17 protein-coding genes are annotated in these 17723 nt (G+C 39.6%); 5 read left to right on the plus strand and 12 right to left on the minus strand.

What is annotated here, in order from left to right; all coding sequences use genetic code 11:
- Positions 1-220 precede the first annotated feature (220 nt).
- Positions 221-1111, plus strand: a complete 891-nt coding sequence (locus tag FC85_RS06140; RefSeq protein ID WP_057864665.1) for an ArsR/SmtB family transcription factor — start codon at positions 221-223, stop codon at positions 1109-1111.
- Positions 1112-2059: 948 nt separating this feature from the next.
- Positions 2060-2410, plus strand: a complete 351-nt coding sequence (locus FC85_RS06145; protein ID WP_057864666.1) for a hypothetical protein — start codon at positions 2060-2062, stop codon at positions 2408-2410.
- A gap of 246 nt (positions 2411-2656) precedes the next feature.
- Here FC85_RS06145 and FC85_RS06150 read toward each other — a convergent pair whose 3' ends face one another.
- Positions 2657-3979 carry an MFS transporter gene (locus tag FC85_RS06150; RefSeq protein ID WP_057864667.1) on the minus strand — a complete coding sequence of 441 codons (1323 nt, stop codon included), beginning with the start codon at positions 3977-3979 and terminating at the stop codon, positions 2657-2659.
- Positions 3980-3996: 17 nt separating this feature from the next.
- Positions 3997-6066 carry a beta-galactosidase gene (locus FC85_RS06155; RefSeq protein ID WP_057864668.1) on the minus strand — a complete coding sequence of 690 codons (2070 nt, stop codon included), beginning with the start codon at positions 6064-6066 and terminating at the stop codon, positions 3997-3999.
- A gap of 187 nt (positions 6067-6253) precedes the next feature.
- Between FC85_RS06155 and FC85_RS06160 the strand changes: the two genes are divergently transcribed.
- Positions 6254-7132 carry an AraC family transcriptional regulator gene (locus tag FC85_RS06160; protein ID WP_057864669.1) on the plus strand — a complete coding sequence of 293 codons (879 nt, stop codon included), beginning with the start codon at positions 6254-6256 and terminating at the stop codon, positions 7130-7132.
- A 294-nt stretch (positions 7133-7426) separates the two neighbouring features.
- On the opposite strand, the gene FC85_RS06165 is transcribed toward FC85_RS06160, so the two are convergent.
- From FC85_RS06165 to FC85_RS06175, 3 genes are all read right to left on the minus strand, one after another.
- Positions 7427-8119, minus strand: coding sequence for an ABC transporter ATP-binding protein (locus tag FC85_RS06165; protein ID WP_057864670.1), 693 nt, complete (start codon positions 8117-8119; stop codon positions 7427-7429).
- 4 nt (positions 8120-8123) lie between these two features.
- Complete coding sequence (locus FC85_RS06170; protein WP_057864671.1) at positions 8124-9188, minus strand: ABC transporter permease; 1065 nt, start codon at positions 9186-9188, stop codon at positions 8124-8126.
- 85 nt (positions 9189-9273) lie between these two features.
- Positions 9274-10068, minus strand: coding sequence for a hypothetical protein (locus tag FC85_RS06175; protein ID WP_057864672.1), 795 nt, complete (start codon positions 10066-10068; stop codon positions 9274-9276).
- A gap of 119 nt (positions 10069-10187) precedes the next feature.
- Between FC85_RS06175 and FC85_RS06180 the strand changes: the two genes are divergently transcribed.
- Entirely contained in the window at positions 10188-10721 is a 534-nt protein-coding gene (locus FC85_RS06180; protein ID WP_057864673.1) for a TetR/AcrR family transcriptional regulator, read from the plus strand.
- A gap of 113 nt (positions 10722-10834) precedes the next feature.
- Here FC85_RS06180 and FC85_RS06185 read toward each other — a convergent pair whose 3' ends face one another.
- The 6 genes from FC85_RS06185 to FC85_RS06210 are packed head-to-tail and all read right to left on the minus strand — an operon-like array spanning position 10835 to position 16157.
- Positions 10835-11323, minus strand: coding sequence for a GNAT family N-acetyltransferase (locus FC85_RS06185; protein ID WP_057864674.1), 489 nt, complete (start codon positions 11321-11323; stop codon positions 10835-10837).
- Positions 11324-11350: 27 nt separating this feature from the next.
- Positions 11351-12418, minus strand: a complete 1068-nt coding sequence (locus tag FC85_RS06190; protein ID WP_057864675.1) for an alkene reductase — start codon at positions 12416-12418, stop codon at positions 11351-11353.
- Positions 12419-12449: 31 nt separating this feature from the next.
- Positions 12450-13433 carry an alpha/beta hydrolase gene (locus FC85_RS06195; RefSeq protein WP_057864676.1) on the minus strand — a complete coding sequence of 328 codons (984 nt, stop codon included), beginning with the start codon at positions 13431-13433 and terminating at the stop codon, positions 12450-12452.
- Between the two features lie 48 nt (positions 13434-13481).
- Positions 13482-14231: a glucose 1-dehydrogenase gene (locus tag FC85_RS06200; RefSeq protein ID WP_057864677.1), complete on the minus strand. Its 750-nt coding sequence runs from the start codon at positions 14229-14231 to the stop codon at positions 13482-13484.
- Between the two features lie 27 nt (positions 14232-14258).
- Complete coding sequence (locus FC85_RS06205; protein WP_057864678.1) at positions 14259-15107, minus strand: alpha/beta fold hydrolase; 849 nt, start codon at positions 15105-15107, stop codon at positions 14259-14261.
- Between the two features lie 48 nt (positions 15108-15155).
- Complete coding sequence (locus FC85_RS06210; protein ID WP_057864679.1) at positions 15156-16157, minus strand: NADP-dependent oxidoreductase; 1002 nt, start codon at positions 16155-16157, stop codon at positions 15156-15158.
- Between the two features lie 162 nt (positions 16158-16319).
- Between FC85_RS06210 and FC85_RS06215 the strand changes: the two genes are divergently transcribed.
- Positions 16320-16868 (plus strand): TetR/AcrR family transcriptional regulator, encoded by a 549-nt coding sequence (locus tag FC85_RS06215; RefSeq protein WP_057864680.1) that lies wholly within the window; start codon positions 16320-16322, stop codon positions 16866-16868.
- Positions 16869-16988: 120 nt separating this feature from the next.
- Here FC85_RS06215 and FC85_RS06220 read toward each other — a convergent pair whose 3' ends face one another.
- Entirely contained in the window at positions 16989-17366 is a 378-nt protein-coding gene (locus FC85_RS06220) for a hypothetical protein (protein WP_057864710.1), read from the minus strand.
- Positions 17367-17723 lie beyond the last annotated feature (357 nt).

A 17723-nucleotide genomic window follows, 5' to 3' on the forward strand; every position in this document is an offset into this window, starting at 1 on the left:
ATGCTTAATAACAAAAGAACTAATCGCAATATCGTTTTTAACTGCAAAAGTTCTAACAACATTAATATAGCGCTTACATACCCAAAAGTAAATAATGTTTTTGTTAACATCCAAGAAAAAGCACTGATCATTGACAAAAACATTAACAACTACTGGTATTTTTTGAATAATTAAGATAGAATGTTAACATATATATTAACAAACAACAGAGGCGACCAATATGGACTTAGACATATCAGACAAATCAATCCCGGTGTTTGCTGCCCTTGACAGTAAAGTCCGGGTTCATATCATTCAGTTACTATCGAAGCAAAAAATGAACGTTTCGGAGATTTCCAAAGCAATCGGACTTAGTAGCCCAATCACCATCATGCACCTTAATAAGTTGGCAGACGCCAATATCATTCGGACTGAGAAAAAAGGAAACCAACGAATTTCAAGTTTACAAGTTGATACGATTGACATCACATTTCCCCAACAACTTTATATTCCATATGAAAACTGGAATATTGAACTGCCAATCGGCCAATTTACCAATTTTGATGTTAAGCCGTCTTGTGGCTTAGCCGGTCAGACTGGTTTCATTGGAAAAGTTGATAATCCCAGCTACTTTATGGATCCCGAACGATATAAGGCGGGAATGATCTGGTTTTCAAAGGGATACGTTGAATACCAGGTCCCCAACTACCTCAAGCAGGATCAGGAGCTCGAAATGATTGAACTATCAATGGAATTGAGTTCGGAGTTCCCATTTTCAAACAACCGCTGGCCTTCAGATATCACCGTTAGCTTAGACGGCAAGGAAATTGGGACGTGGACAAGCCCAGGCGATTTTTCGGATGTTCGAGGTCGTTACACGCCTAAATGGGTTTATAACGACATGAACCAATATGGCATGCTTAAATCCTTCCGTTTATCAAAACACGGCTCCTATATTGATGGCCAACACTCAGCTGATACCCTGGTAACAGACATCGATCCAACCAAGAACTCTTGGACGCTGCGCTTTGAAGTAAAAAGCGATGCGAAAAATGTGGGCGGTTGTACGATCTTTGGCAATAAATTCGGTAACTACGATCAGGGTATTAAGGGCACCTTTTATTTTTCTTAGAAATTGGTCAAAAAGGCTGGGACAATAGTCTTTTTGACCAGTTCCTGTTAGTGTAAACACGATTGTTACCAAGCGAAACGTGGGACAAAAGGCAACTCCGACCGTGTAACTGAATTATCCAACTATTCAGAATCAGGATATCTAGCTGAACTTTTTATTTAGTTGAAATGTGGACCAGCAAGCAGACCCCGGCTATATAAGCCCCCTAACTTAATATTCCAAAATCAGGAATATCAAGTTAGGGGGCTTATATTCTGGAGTCTAACCGCTTGCTGGTCCACTCTGTTTATAATTATCAACGAATTTTTGATATTTTTAATAAAAAGTAGCTCATAACCGCAAAACTATCCCTTACTTACTGAGAGTACTAGAAAACGACCGTTCATACGCAATAAAATGATTAGTGTCAACGTTTTCATAGGCGTTTTCACTTGCATTCGTAATTTTTATGCTTATCATAGAAATCGAATTTGATGATTATTAATCTCAATTGTAATGACTGCTTTTTCGTGATTTCATTCAATTATAATCTCAATTAACCATTTTTATTATTAATTGATAATTCGTTTCTTTCAAAAGAATAGCGTTCCAGCAGTCATTATCCTCGTAATTTTGTTTTTAAACTGGTTGATTAACCAAACAACACGTTTACCGATCATCAGAAATGGTTAGACCAAACAATTGTTAAAACTGACATATCAGGATGTTTTAGGAGGCTTTATCCTCTTCTTGATTAAGGGAACGATTTCATATTATTTATTCGAATAAATCCTGTAATATAACGTTTTCATAGCTAATTTTCACTTGTATTATTTTTAAAAGTGTTTAGAATGTAATTTGTAGTTAAGAGAAGCAAATCAGATACTGATATATCAGAATTTATCTTGCAACCTTTATGACAATTAGCATTCACATAAGTATGAATTTTAATCAAGGGAGATTTTTATAATGGTAGAAACAAATTGGAAAGATGCACTCAAGTCTGAACAAACATTTAATGATTTTATTACCGGATACTTTAAAGATCACAAAGAATTAACCGGCGATTATGAAACATCTTCGTATTATGAATATTACACTGTCCGCCTTGACAGCAAAGACGGATTAATCATCACTCTGACAACTGGTGTTAGCCCAGCCGTCAACGCTGGAGCTGCCACGATTCCTTTCAAAGATGTCGAAAAACTTTCGGTTGAACAATTCCGTCAATTAATTTTGAACAAGAAATTCGCTGACATGCACACATCTTTGGCAGATGTCTTTAAGACAGTTGCTGGTGTCCCAGGCGTTACAGAATAATTAATAACTATCGTAAAGCCCAAGTGATTTAAACTTACTCAAATCACTTGGGCTTTTTGTTTATTTGCTTCCATTGACACGTTTTAAAATAACCTGTTATTTATCAATATTAAGCATCCTAAAAGGGATCCGGTTGGAAACTGAGTTATCAGTTTCCAACCGGATCCCTTTTAGTTATTTTACAGGTGTATTACCTAAACGCGGGGTGCGTCATAAAGGAAATCCACAAGGTTGAACACAACTTTATTAGGCTTTCTTGGTTTCCTTGATCATCAGTACCAACACAGCACCAACCAGCGCAATAATTGATAAGACTGGTAAGATTGGTAAGTATTGATGGCCAACCATGTCAAAGATGATGGCTCCCAGCACTGGGGCTAAAATTTGAGCACCAGTATTGGCAAAGTTCAAAATACCAAGGTCTTTAGCAGCAGTTTCTGGATCCGGCAAAACTTCCAAGTTCAAAGCTTGGTCAACGGAGAAGAAGATTCCTGAACCGGTTCCGGCAATAATTCCGTACCAGATCATTGATGAAGGATCCCGGAAGATGAATGGCAAAATAGTTCCAATAGCTGTTAACAAAGCCGCAAAAGCAACCGGCCATTTTCGAGTTCCCATTTTATCCGAAACAGCACCAGAAGTTGATGAGAAGATAATCGCAGTGACCATTGTCGCAGTTCCCATCCAAGAAACATATTTTCCGGCAGGTGTACTCCCTAAGCCCATTCCACTTGTCAGGATAAAGACTTGGTAAACACCAAAGGCGGTAACGGCAATGTTGATCATCATCTTACCGAATAAAGCAAGATAGAAGTTCCGAACATGGTGCAAGGGAAAGATAAAGGCTTGAACGAAGCCACTTAAATCCAATTTTTCCTTTTCCATTCCCAAACTTGATTTTTCATGCATGATAATGGCAGCAATTGGGCCTGAAACAAGCATTAAGATAGCTAGAACGTAATAACCGGTGTTAACAAGACCAGGATTGGCACTACTTAGAAAACGGCCACCAATAACCGGACCACCATATTGGCCAATCACATAGCCAATCGCGTAAATGGATGAAATTGTGCCTCGGTGTTGTGGGGCAACCCGATCAGCCATAACAGCAATTAACGGTGCCACAATCATGTTAATGAATGTTTGAATCAAGCACCACAAAACGATAAAAATTGGTAATTGTGATTTATCATTAATCATTCCTAAGCCAACCATTACGGCAGCCGTTAGAACAGATCCACAGACAATCCAAGGTGTCCGACGACCCCAACGTGATCGGGTTCGGTCTGACAAAGCCCCAATGATAATCGTCGTAATAGTTGATGTCACGGCACCTAAAGTTCCTAATAACGCCAAGAAATTATTAACTTGGCTACCTGGGCCACCAAAAATGTTGGCTAATTTAGCCGGGTTTAAAACTGAGTTCAAACCCATGAATGGTGCAAGCCACAACAGGGCACCCAGCCCTGTCGCAATTCCAATAAATATTGGCACTTTTGGTTGTTGCGCGTCACTGACACTGGCAGACCAAGTACCATCAGCGTTCACATTTTCATTCTTCTTAGACAATGTTAATACCCCTTTTCTTAATTCTCAGCTCTAAAGACTTGAAGGCCCCATGGTTTCAATGTGAAGGAATCTCCCTCTTTTTCACTAAGATCGTTCAAAATTGATTGACCAGTTTTTGAGCAATACTTAACAGTTTGTTCCTGATTTGAATAATTAAAGTAGAAATCAAGGACACTGTTATCGCTGGTAACCAATTGTTTATTGATAATTGGAAATTCCTGCTCTTGACGAGTTGTCCATAACCCAATTTTCTTTAAAATATATTGATATAATTCTGTTATTGATTGCTGATTCAAGTACGAGCCGGCATAGAAAGCATTTCCGTTACCGTATTGATTCTCGGTAATGGCAGCGTATTTACCCCAATATGGGTGATCATACGTCGCAAGTGCCTTGCCGGTCGTCGGTGTTAATAATTCCATCCAATACTTAACTGGTTGCTGGTCAATGCCGCTTAGTTCTTTAGAACCACTGATCGTGACATCCTTTTCGGGTTGGTCAGTGCCGTAATTGCGATTGGGTTCGACAAATAATTCGTATTCAGCGCCGACCGATTTAGAGATCAAGGCTGGTTGCACATCTGTCCGTGCTTTGACGTCTTGATTTGTGTACCCGGAACGGAATGAATAAAGAACATTTCCACCATTCTTAATAAATTGGTTTAATTGCTCAAGTTGCTCATCAGTTGCTGAATAGAGCATTGGGACGATTAGAAAATCGTAATTTTTATTCGTAATTCGAGGATCGCCAATTTGTAAAATATCTGCTTCAACGTTTAATCGATACAATGGATCATAGTATGATCGAAGGACATCGTTATACTGATGTTCCCCAGTCTTATCGAAAATGGTGTTTTTATAAGGGAACCAGTCAACCGCGCTGAGAGCTTGGTTACTAACGACGAATGCAACTCGATTCTTCTTTTTAGTATTCAAGAAATTCGAACCGATTTCGTTAAGCTTTTTTCCAATTGTTTTAGCTTCGTTGTACACAGGATTGGGCCGGAAATCATGTCCCAGTAATCCCTTCCAATATGTTTCATAACTGTTGTGAACTGAATGCCAATGCCAGTAACTAATCATGTTGGCGCCGGACGCGATATGTGAAAATGCTTGAAGCGTTAATTGACCAGGATATGGTACCCAGTGACGAAAGGCTTGAGCTTCAGTTTCCATGACAATGTAATTCTTGTCCTTGGTCGAACGCGCAACGTCTCCACAAAAGGCAATCTCAGTTCCAGTCAGATGATCTTGGGTGGGATGATAGACATCGACTGCTGTAACATCAAATGGCTTGGAAACTTCAAAGTGATTTGAATCAGCATTTAACCCAAACGATTGTTTCCGCCATTCAAAGTCAAAATTATTCGTAACGAACTGGTCACTGCGTTTGTACTCATTGACAATGTTGACCTGCCAAGTCAGAAAATCAGTTACAAGCGTCCGTTTAAAAGCCTCGAAAGCAGTTCCGAGACTCCCGTTGATCGTTGAATTGATGGGTGGAAAATCCTCCCACGCATTAATCCGGTTACTCCAATAATCCAAACCATAGGCATGATTTAATTTATCAAGATCACCATTAAACTTTTTCTTAAGCCATTTTTCGAATGCCAGGTAAACATTTTCACTACTAGTGTCAAAATGTTTCGTTTCATTATCAACTTGAAATCCAATGACTGCTGGATTATGAACCGTCCGTTCGATCATCTTACGGATAATCCGCTCAGAGAAGCTCCTAAAGGTCGGATTGGTGATATCAATAATTTGGCGAGAACCATATTGATGCTTGCCAGTTTTATCAGTCAACAGGACTTCCGGATAAGCTTTAGCCATCCATGTCGGAATTGCATACGTTGGGGTGCCGATAATCACGTTAATGCCAGCTTTTTGCATGGCGTTAACAACCTTATCCAGTTTGGAGAAGTCAAAGACTCCTTCTTGTGGTTCGTACGTACTCCAAGTACTTTCACCAATTCGAACGACATTGATATTAGCATCTTTCATCATCTTGATATCTTCATCAAGTCGGTCATACGGCAGGTACTCGTAGTAATAGGCAGCACCATACAAAAAGTTTTTGAAATCCATTGAAAAATCCTCCTAACAATTAAGTAAACTGCATCGATTCGGAAAGCGCTTTCTTTATCATAAATAATTATGCCCCATTCCTGGATCGATGACTATTGACCAATCAACTTTATATTTATCCAAATATGACATATAATGAAATTAATCACAATGAGCAGGTATTTTACATTCACTTTAGGAGGAGCATATGAACTTCTTAAAAAACGCCAAACGATTGCCCGTACTTGATTGGAACTTAACTTTTTTTGGCGCCCACGAACAAAAGGTAGGGGCTGATTGGGTCGTCCCCGTAGAAAAACATTATGCTTTTGAATGTATCTTTGTCCTTAATGGCCATGAGTACGTCAAAATCCAAGGAAAAACATATACACTTTCAAGCGGTGACTTCTTTTTAATTCCCCCTGAGTTCCCCCATCAAGTGTGGGCCGGGAAAACATTAAGGTACTTCTGTTTCCACTTCGATCTGGACGATCCAAAATTAAAGGTTCAATTAATTCAAGGGATTAACTATTACCATCCCTATAATTCCAGACTATGTAAGCAAATTACTCCCCCATTAAAAAAGCTTGATTCATTAATTAACAATGGGGCATTCGACTTCAATACCAAAATGATTATCCAAATTGAACTATCAAAAATGCTGCAGGCCTTTTATCAATCAGCTGTCAGCCACAGCTCCAATGCGTCATCTACCAGTGTTGAATATTCCAGAATTATGGCTGACTATATGAAAAGTCAACTCACTAACCAAGTGCTTGGTTATGTTAAAAATGGTTATGCCCCTGACGAAAAATCACTTGTCGTAGAAGATGCGATTAAAAAAGTGGGGCTCAGCAGCGGGTACGGCTTTAGAGTCTTCAAGCAGACTTATGGTATTTCTCCGAGAGAATATCTCTCCAAACTCAAAGTAAACGAAGCCAAAAAATTATTAATGAAACCCAATTACTCGGTCGCTGATATTGGATTAGCACTTGGATACAGTGGCTTACCAAATTTTAGTCGCCAATTTAAAAGATGGACAACAATGTCTCCAAACGAATTTCGAGCTAATGTCTCCGAAAAATAACAAATTGCCAAGCTATCTGTATGTCATATTTGGATAAATTATAGTTCGATTTGGCATTGAGTTTAGAAACCGCACCACCTTTTTACTACTTTTAGATAGAAAGTAAAAAAACATCTTAAATTTTTATTCTATCACTACCAAGACAACCAAAAATGAAGAAGAGTGGGACGAAAGGCAATCTCCCGTCGCCTTCCATTCCACTCTTCTTCATTTTTTTTACAATTTTAAATATGACCAAACGATTCATAAAAGAGATCCTCGTATGAAAAACGCTTGTCAACAAACAGCGGCGTTTTATTTGTCAACTGGTGCTAAATCCTTCAAATATAATTTGCCGTCCATAATTTCATAAGTCATGTCAGCAAATTCTGTTAATCTTGCATCGTGGGTCACGACAACCACGGCTTTATTTCTGGTTTTAGCCAGTTCTTTTAACAGTTTTCCAACCACAATTACCCGTGCCGAATCTAATGCGGCGGTCGGTTCATCGGCCAAAACAATTTCCGGATTGGCATATAATGCTCTGGCAATTGCCACTCGTTGCGTCTGTCCACCAGATAACTGACTGGGATACTTGTTAACTAAATCATCAATCCCCAACTGATTAAGTAATTCCTTAAGCTCACGATCATCTAGATTGCCCTTGGGCTTCACCTTTGTGACTAATTCCAATTGCTCTCTAACCTTCAAATATGGCACCAACGAGTATGCTTGCAGAACAAAGCCGACGTGATTTAATCGTAATTCATCCCGTTGCTTCTTGCTAAACTGATCCACAGCCTGGTCTTCAATGATGACATTTCCGGATGAAGGCGTCTGCAAACCACCGGCGATTGTTAAAAAAGTACTTTTCCCAGACCCGGATGGCCCAACCACTAAAATCAACTGACCTCTTTCCGCGGTAAAGTTAACATCGCTAAGGACATGAACCTTACTAGTACCGGAACCGAAATACTTATTGATGTTCTTTAATTCAATTACAGCCATCTTTCTAACCTCCAATTACCTGAACCGGGTCGACTGTCGCGATTTTTCTCGCGGGAATCGCGGCACCAATAATGCCCATTAATAATAATCCAACCGCCATCGCTGATAGCATTGGAACATTAAAGAAGATTGGCGCCCCAAATGGAATTAATTTTGCGGTAATCGCCGTTAAAATTGCACCAATCACTATTCCACACGCCATCAAGATCAATGACTGACTGAGAATCGTTCTAACAAGTCTTGCCGCGGGAATTCCCTGTGCCCGCAGAATAGCGTACATTGGTAATGCTTGAATGGTTAAAATATACAAGAAGACTGCGATAATAACGAGTGAGATAACCATCAAAAAGCCGATCATAAACCCAAACGTCGTATTTTGAGCGGAATAGCCCGGAAGTTTAGAAATAAAGTAGCTGTTCGAATAGGTCTTTAATCCTTTGTCACGGCCACTGAATTTGGCAGTCTTCGAAACAATCGCACTTCCAGCTAAATTTCCGCTTGGCAGATTTCGCAAAGTTTGCCAAGTTTTTAGAGACCCATAGACAACTGGTGCAACATTTAATTTAGCGTTTTTGGTAAACCCAACAATGGTATATTGAGTCGATGACGAATTGAATTTTACTTGATTACCCAATCGATACCCATCCATTTTAAATTGTTGATCAGCAACTAATTCGTGGTTGTTTTGAGCTTTACGGCCACTCGAAATAACCAAATCTTTTGCAATATATTGAGCTCCTTTTAAGCCAACAAATTGGGCGGATTCTTTCTTCCGATTGTTTTGTTTAACAACAACCGGCGATTGACCAATTAATGCCTGGCTTTTCGTAAGCTGAGCTCCATTAACCTGTTCATTGGTAATCGTGGACTGTGATAGATTCACGTTGGCATCACGGTCTAAAACAATACTTTTGGCATGCCAGGAATCAATTGCCTGGGTATTCTCATTCGCTAATCCTGTTGCTAATCCCGATAAAATAAAAATTAAGTAGGTGATCATGACAATCATTGCGACAATCAAACTGTATCTCAATTTTTCATGACGAATTTCTTTTAATGCTAAATACATTTGTTTACCTCCTGTTCAAGTAAACCGCAAACAACTTGCAACTCGTTAGCCAATCCCATCAAATATTATTGGGTTGTTTAGCCGATTACCAAACTGTCTTTCTGCCAAATAATCGTTGTGGCTTCTTAGCTAACCGATCATATACAAAGTAAGCCCGCACTGAATATAGAATTGCGACAGCTCCCAAAATATAGAACCATGGATTTTCGTTAAATCTAAACATTGGACTTACAAGTGCCCACATATTGGTTGGCAAAAAGCTATTAATTGTGCCAAGAATAATCACAATTGCCAGCCCTTTTGAGGCACCAACCTGGGTCTTTCGTTCTTCCCAATATAATCCAGGCGCAATGGCAATCAGGACATTTGTGAAAATAAACCACTTGAACATGAACGGATCATGCATAAACACCCTGAACAAATTGACAACGCCAATCATAATACAAAGCTGAGAAACCACTTTAATCCAGGCGTCCTTTATACTAACCTTACCGGTTTTATATAGATGGCCCCAAATTGCATCCCTTTCGACATAAATTGCTTTATACAAGTTGAAAACTTCAAACAAATTCCAAATGACAAGCGCGCCCGAAGCACCCCAAAATAACCAGAAATTATGATATTTTATAGCCGCCAACGCAAATACAATTGCTCCCATCGAATCATGGGCAAAATAAAAAGTATGCATCCAAATCGGATAAGGCGCACTTCTTTCCTTAATCACCAACGCAAAACTATACATGTATTCAAGATATCCGAACAAAAAAGTTAGTCCTGCGACGACTAAATTGAAGGCAATGTGCGGGTTACTAAAACTGAAAGCTTGAATAAACTGATTCGCAGAATAATCAGCAGGATAGACTCCTAATAAATAAGACATTTAAATTCTCCTCTAGCGCTTTAACTGTGCATTAGTATATGCTATTATTTCAGTGGTTAATCATCACTTAATATCAAAGTGTGCATTATCTGTAAATAATTTTAAAAAGGGAAAATTTAATGGACAAACGAGTTAAAAAAACAAAACTGGCACTAAGAAGCGCATTATTTTTATTACTTCAAACAAAGTCAATCGACAAAATTTCCGTATCTGAACTGTGTCGACAAGCCCAAATCAACCGGCGAACTTTCTATATTCACTACAGCCAGGTTTCAGAAATTTTTGACGACTATGAAATTGAATTATCAGAACAAATCTCTCACGCGTTGTCGAGTAACCATACCGATGTCAACGAGTTACTGGAAACTTTCAATAACATTTTAATGAAAAATTTTGAAGGTTTTCGTTTCCTTTGTCTGGATAAGCAACACCATCAATTAATCGAAGACCTAAAAAATATGTTGTTTAAAACGATGTGTCGGGTGTTGATTCCACAAACCGTCGGTGAAAGCAAAAAAATCATCTTGCAGTACATTGCCAACGGATTAATCAACTCATACATCTACTGGTTCAACCATGAGAATGAAATTGACTTGCAAACATTGATTGACGTGAATAAGCAAATTTTAAAAAAGAATTTATCACTGTTGTAACATCGAGATTTATTAAATTTAGTCAGAAAAAGAAACAGACCAACCACAACGTGTTATTTTGCGGTTGGTCTGTTTCTTTTGCTCGATCGTATTTATCCTAACTGTCATCCTGTTTATATTTTTTTCATATAAAATCTTGAATCCCGATCTGGGAACGACCACTGAAACTTTAATTGATCTCGATTAACTTGCTGAAATCCTTGCTTTTCATAGAAGTAATGAGATCTTTGCTCGCCTTCAGGATTATCTAAAACAACTAGTGAAAAACGATGGGCTTTTGCATAGTTCATAAACTCATCAACCAGATGCCGACCAAGTCGATGCGGGTCGCCACGATACTCCGGCATGGTAAAGAGTTTCTTTAACACTGCCACTTCATCGTTCAGTGGTAATAATCCAATGCAGCCGACCACTTGATTTTGATCGAATGCTAACCAAAACTGACCACCATGTTGCTGATAATGAGTTTCAATTTCGAAAATATCAGACTGTTCGGCCATTTTGATTCCTAAACCGGCTTCAATATTTTGACAGTAATTAATCAGGTCAACCAGCTGGGCTAAATGACTGGGGGTGAATTGATAGGGCTGAATATTAACCATTAAGAGGCCTCCTCTTGAATTAAATGATTAAATTTTACTCCACTCCGGATAGTCTGTATAGCCTAGTGGGCCATCATCAACATAAAAAGTTTTTGGATTAGGCTCATTCAGTGCCACTTTTTTCTTTAATCGCGTTACAAGATCAGGATTAGCAAGCGAAAAATTCCCAACTGAAACCAAATCAGCAAGATTGTTGTTTAAATCATCGCTCAACTCCTCTATCGGTCGGCCAGCGCGATTAACAATCAATGAATGCTGCCAAGCATGACGAATATCCGCCAAAATATCTTCATGACCAACGTGCATGACGTGTAAATATGCAAGGTTCAGCTGGTTTAACTCAGTTACTAAATAATGATAAAGGTCTTTTGCCTCGGGTCCTTCATTAACCCCACCCAACAAGTTCAGTGGTGACACACGAAACCCGACTCGTTCCGGACCAATTTCATCAGTAACTGCCCTGGCAATCTCCAAGGCCAGCCGGGCCCGGTTTTGAATTGAACCGCCGTAATTATCCTGGCGGACATTAGAGCTTTGACCCAAGAACTGATGAATGAGATAGCCATTAGCCCCATGAATTTCAACGCCATCAGCACCGGCTTCTATCACAGCAGCGGCACCATGTCGGTAATCGGCAATTGTCTGTTGGATTTCCTGTTCGCTCAGCGCGTGGGGAGTCGGAATTGATTGCATACCTGTTGCGGTAAAAATTTTCTCATTCGGAGCAATGGCCGATGGCGCGACCGGCTGATGATGTGCGGGTGTGTTGTCTGGATGAGCCATCCGTCCAACGTGCATTAACTGAATGAAAATTTTGCCACCTTTTTCATGAACAGCATCCGTAACCCGTCGCCAACCGGAAATATGATCATTTGTATAGATTCCAGGCGTTTTCAAGTATCCTTGGCCCGCCGCTGAAGGTTGCGCACCCTCAGTAATAATTAATCCCATTGACGCTCTTTGGGAATAATATTTTGCGGCCAAACTACCTGGAACTCCATTTAGCTCAGCGCGACTGCGAGTCATTGGTGCCATCACCAGTCGATTACTTAGTTCAATGTTGCCCAATTTTGGTTGGTCCCATAATTTTTTCACTGATTAATAAACTCCTTCGTTGGTAAAATAGTTACTGGTCATCGCTGCTCTGAATAATGTGAACAATTCGGTTAAGTGAATCGGTTCCCTCTGGAATTGGAAAAACCGAAAAGACATGATTCATTTTTTGATAATTAAAAGTTGTAACATTCCAGTCATTTTGATCAGCTAATCGCTGAAACTTAAGCGCGTCTGCATTAAGAATATCATGTGTTCCGGTAAAGACGTAAATTGACGGCAGCTCACTTGAATCCCCATAAATCGGGCTAGCCAACGGGTCATGCGAATCTAAGTCACCAATGTATCCACGACCCAGGCGAGTTAGATTTTTTAAATCCAACATTGGGTCGACCGGCTGAATCTGTGACATTTTAGGATTACTATTAGTAACATCCAGCCACGGTGAAAGTAAAACAGCCCGTTTTGGCAATGATAAATGATCGTCCCTCAGCTTTTGCATCAGAGCTAAAGCAAGCCCACCACCGGCCGAATCACCCATGAATGTAATTCGTTGGGGATCAACGTGTTCATCGTCCAGCAACTCCTGATACGCTGATAAAACCATTTCATAGGCATCCGTTGCCTTATAAGCAGGCGCCTTAGGATAAATCGGCAGCACAATTCGGCTTCCCAGCTTGTTGGCCAACTGATGCAACATATTAAAATGGGGAATCAGTGGTTGGCCCCAGTAACCGCCACCATGAATATAAAAAATAACCTCACCCGAAACTTTTTTAATTGCTGGATTCAGCTCCAAAACATCCGATCCATTCTGAGTAGGATGGAAATCATATAGTTTTTCAACAATTGACGGCAGCCGATAATGTTGAGCGCTCTTGGCAAGCGCGTTTTGATAATCTGCCTGATTTTTGATTACCGGCACAACTTGAATGAATGGCAGCGTTTTTTCGGTAAGCCGGCTGCGCAAGCTTCGCTGTTCTTGAAGTGCCTGAGCTTTTTCATAACCCAATCCAGTTGATAATCCGGCGATAAGTAGTTTGGTTGAAAATTTCATCAGAAAAGTCCTCCTATTGTTAGGATAATCTAAAAAGCAGCGAATTCATTACTGGCGACCAGCCAACGTTCCGCCATCAATAACAATTTCAGAACCAGTCGTATAACGGGACTCGTCAGATGCCAAATAGGTAACTGCTTTGGCAATATCAATCGGCTTCCCAATTCTCGGAATTGAATCATTAGAACTCTCAAGAGCTGTCTTGACATTATCAGAAACAATATCAGTCGATACCAGGGCAGGATGAACAGAATTGACTCGAATGGATTTCCCCATTTTTATGGCTTCAACAGCAGCAACCTTGGTTAACATTCTCGTACCGCCCTTGGAGGTTGAATAATCACCAGCACCAATCATTCCGGCAATAATTCCCAAAACTGAGGAAATATTAACAATGCTGCCACTTTCCATCCGGTTTAAAGCAGTTTTAATGCCAAGAAAATTACCGGTTAAATTAATATCAATGGTTTTCTGCCAATCGTTCAAAGATGTTTCGGCAATCAGCTTTCCAGCTCCGCCAATTCCAGCGTTGTTAACCAAAATATCGAATTTACCAAAATGATCAATCGTTGAATCAGCCACTGCTTTCCAGTCAGCTTCTCGGCTCACATCCTGTTTTAAATAAATGACGTGATCATCATCGCCTAATTCATCGGCCACCTGCTGACCAAGAGTTTCTCGACGGCCGGTAATCACAACTTTAGCGCCTTCACTTAAAAAATCTGTTGCAACTGCTTTACCAATACCGGAAATACCACCGGTAACAATAGCTACTTTACCTTCTAAACGTTTTGTCATCCTTGTTATTCTCCTTCATCCCGATGCTTAATCTTGGTCTAAGAACGTTGTTGCTGATTTAACAAACTTGTCATAATTTTGAAAAATACCACCGTGACCCGCGTCAGGATAAATAATCAACTGACTGTCTGGAATCCGCTTCTCTAAATCATATGAGTTCGGTGTTGGCACCATTCGATCGTTGTCGCCATTAGCAATTAATGTTGGCTGTTTAATTCGCGACAGATCAGCCGGCTTGGCAATCCCCCAGCTATGAATCGCTTTTAATTGGGTTCGATATGCTTTTAAGCTAATTGACTTATCACGATTTTCCTGCCGTTCCTTTAGTCGGATCAAAAATTCTTTGGCTTTTTGCTTACCATTTTTAGTGCGGGTAAAGAACAAATAAGTCTTAACATCTTTAAAGGTGACGACAGAACGGGCAAAATCCCAATCCGAAATTTTGGTAACATTTTCAATTCCATGACCGCCCCGTGGACCAGTCCCGGCTAAAATCAACTTTCTAACTAATTGGGGTTCCAAAGCCACTAATTCCTGCGCAATCATGGCACCCATTGAAAATGACAAAACATCAATTTTGGTTAGTCCAAGCGCGTGAATAAACGATAAAGCATCCCGAGCCATTTGCTCAATCGAATCCGGAACCGTGCCGCTCGAAAGGCCGACCCCTTTATTATCAAAAGCAATCACCCAGTGATCTTTGGCAACGCCATCCACAACCCGGGGATCCCAATTATCCAGGTTCCCAGCCAAATGAACAAAAAGGACTACGGGAAGTCCCCTATGTTCACCAAGTTCACGGTAGGAAAAGACGGTTCCATCTTCTGCCTGAATTGTCAGGTTTGGTGCCGTTTGATAGCTGTTATTTGTACTCATTATCTTCAACTCCAGTCATTGAGTGGTATTTCAAATTACTTTATTACACTAAAATTTAATGACAACTTTACCCTTTGGATGGCCGGTGGTCACTAAGGCCAATGCTTCATTGATATCATCAATTCCAAATTCGGTTGGATCAACTGCGGGAACGATATCGTTATCTTCAATAATTTTTGTCAGTTTCTGTAATTGACTTCCACTGCTTCTAACAAAAATGAAGTGATATTCAACATCTTTCTCAGCCGCTTTTTTATCAAACTTAGCGCCAGCCACGCCAAACAGTTGTCGTTTTAACCAAGGCAGGTTTCGATCAATCGCAAATCGTTTATTAGGACCGGTTCTCAGTGAGAGTAATCGACCACCTTTTTTAATGATCGAAATTTCACGGTCAAACTCATCTGGTCCAAGCGTATCAATAACATAATCAATATTTTGGAGGATTTCCCAGTAATTCTCGGTTTGATAATCTAAATATCGGTCGGCACCAATTGCCAACGTTCGCTCACGAGCTTGAGCATTGCCACTAACAATCACGTTTAGTCCCATATCCTTAGCAATTGGAACGGCCATTTGACCAAATGAACCAGAGCCCCCTGGAATAAACACGGTTTCTTCAGGCTTTGCTTTCAATTCTTCATGAAGTCCCTGATAGGCTGTTAGTCCGGTTAACGGTGCTGCGGCACCAGTCACCAACCCTAAGTTTTTGGGAAGTTTGGCAATTGCTGAACTTTTAACGGCCACGTATTCTGCAAAAGCACCGATTTTTTCAATCGGCAGCCTGGTATAGATAGGATCGCCAACTTTAAACTCATTGACGTGTCGGCCGACCCTTTCAATAACCCCAGTTAACTCATTTCCCATAGTTAGTGGAAATGAATAATCTTGGATTAGTTTGACACTTCCTGTGCCAATTAAGTTTTCCAACGGATTGACCGCCGCAACTTTAACCTCTACTAATACTTCATCGTCATTTATTTCTGGAACCGGAATATCGTTGACGTTCATCTTAAAATCTTTTGAATAACCCGAAATTTGAGCTGCTTTCATATTTATCCTCCAATAACCGTGACTTTTTAGTTACTTTTTCGATAAAATGTAACTTTCGTGCAAACTTTATCAGTTTAAGTAACAAATGTCAAAAATTGTAACCTGCCATTTTATATGTTATTATTCATGAGAATTATAAATAGAAAGGAGAATAATAAAGAAATGGCAAAAATGACACAGGAAAAGATAATTGAAACTGCTGAAAGTTTGATTGCAGAAACCCACGCATCTGAAGTTACCCTCTCACAAATTAGTGATAAATTAGGTATCACACACGCAGCCTTGTATAAGCACTTTAAAAGTAAGCAGCAACTTTGGGAAGCAGTTGCTAACAATTGGTTTAATAAAAATATTCTGGAACAAATCAATATTGACATTTCCAACTACCACGACCAACGCCAATTGTTACACGATTGGTTATGGAAATTCGCAAATGCAAAGAAAAAAGCATATAATGACGATCCACAAATGTTCGCATTAAACACACGGTACGTGGATAGCCAACCACTGGTTTTACAAAATGTTCTCTGGAGTTCCTACAAAATCATCGATCAATTCATGAATTATCACGATACAAATTATGAACGGGCTGAAGCCATTTTATCCGCTTTTACTGTGTTCAATTTGCCTACATTTGCAGCCACTTGGAATTTACCAAACTATCAAAAAAGATTTGAACAACTTTGGCAATTGATCGAACATGGGGTTTAACCAGTTACCATCAAAAAAGAGTATCCAACCAGGCAAAACCTGATTGATACTCTTTTTGCATAACATGTTCAATTAAAAATAAATAAATTCTTGATTATTTGTAATGAAACAACCTATTTTTTAAGGTTTATCAAGCTTTCCCGGATTGCCGTTCCCAGCAACTGTATCAAAAACATCTGCCAGTGATGCATGCATGTCTGCAAACCGCTTGTGCAAAATCAACTGCCGAAATTCTTCAATCGACATTTTTTCAGTGCTTTTGTACGGTAACGGTGCTGCGCCACCAGTGATTCCGGGATTTGTAATGCCACTTGTAAAGGTAATGATCAACCCATCACGACTATCTAAGCGAACCGTATAATATTCATAGTACGACTTCGTATCATAATCGCCTTTTAATTCCTTATGTTTTGAAAAGTAAGTTGTCAAATAATTGTTAAATGCTTCCTTTGATTCTAAAGCTGTCTTCCAATCATCATTCACTGCCAAGACTACCATTCCTTTCAATAGTGACTCGATTATTAACATCTCAACCAAATTCACAATGACTAGTTGCGGTTTAAAATGCCCTCAATAGATACCCTTAATCTACGTTCCGCTATAATTCATATCAAGGTTACTTTAATGTTAGAATGTGCAACTGAGTTATACAATCGTTTTCGATACTGTAAGGAAGAAAATTTTGCTGATAATTAACCTTTTTGTTATTTTTACTAGCAAAATTTAATCAATCCTCAGTTATTCTTATGATTAACGTTAATTTATTGAATTAACCCGCCTTGGTTTAGCAAAAGTTAAAATTCAACCCCTGTAAGAACAATTACTGAATCACTTGTCTCATAGGGGTTGATGTAA

The sequence above is a fragment of the Lentilactobacillus diolivorans DSM 14421 genome, assembly GCF_001434255.1.
GTDB lineage: Bacteria > Bacillota > Bacilli > Lactobacillales > Lactobacillaceae > Lentilactobacillus > Lentilactobacillus diolivorans.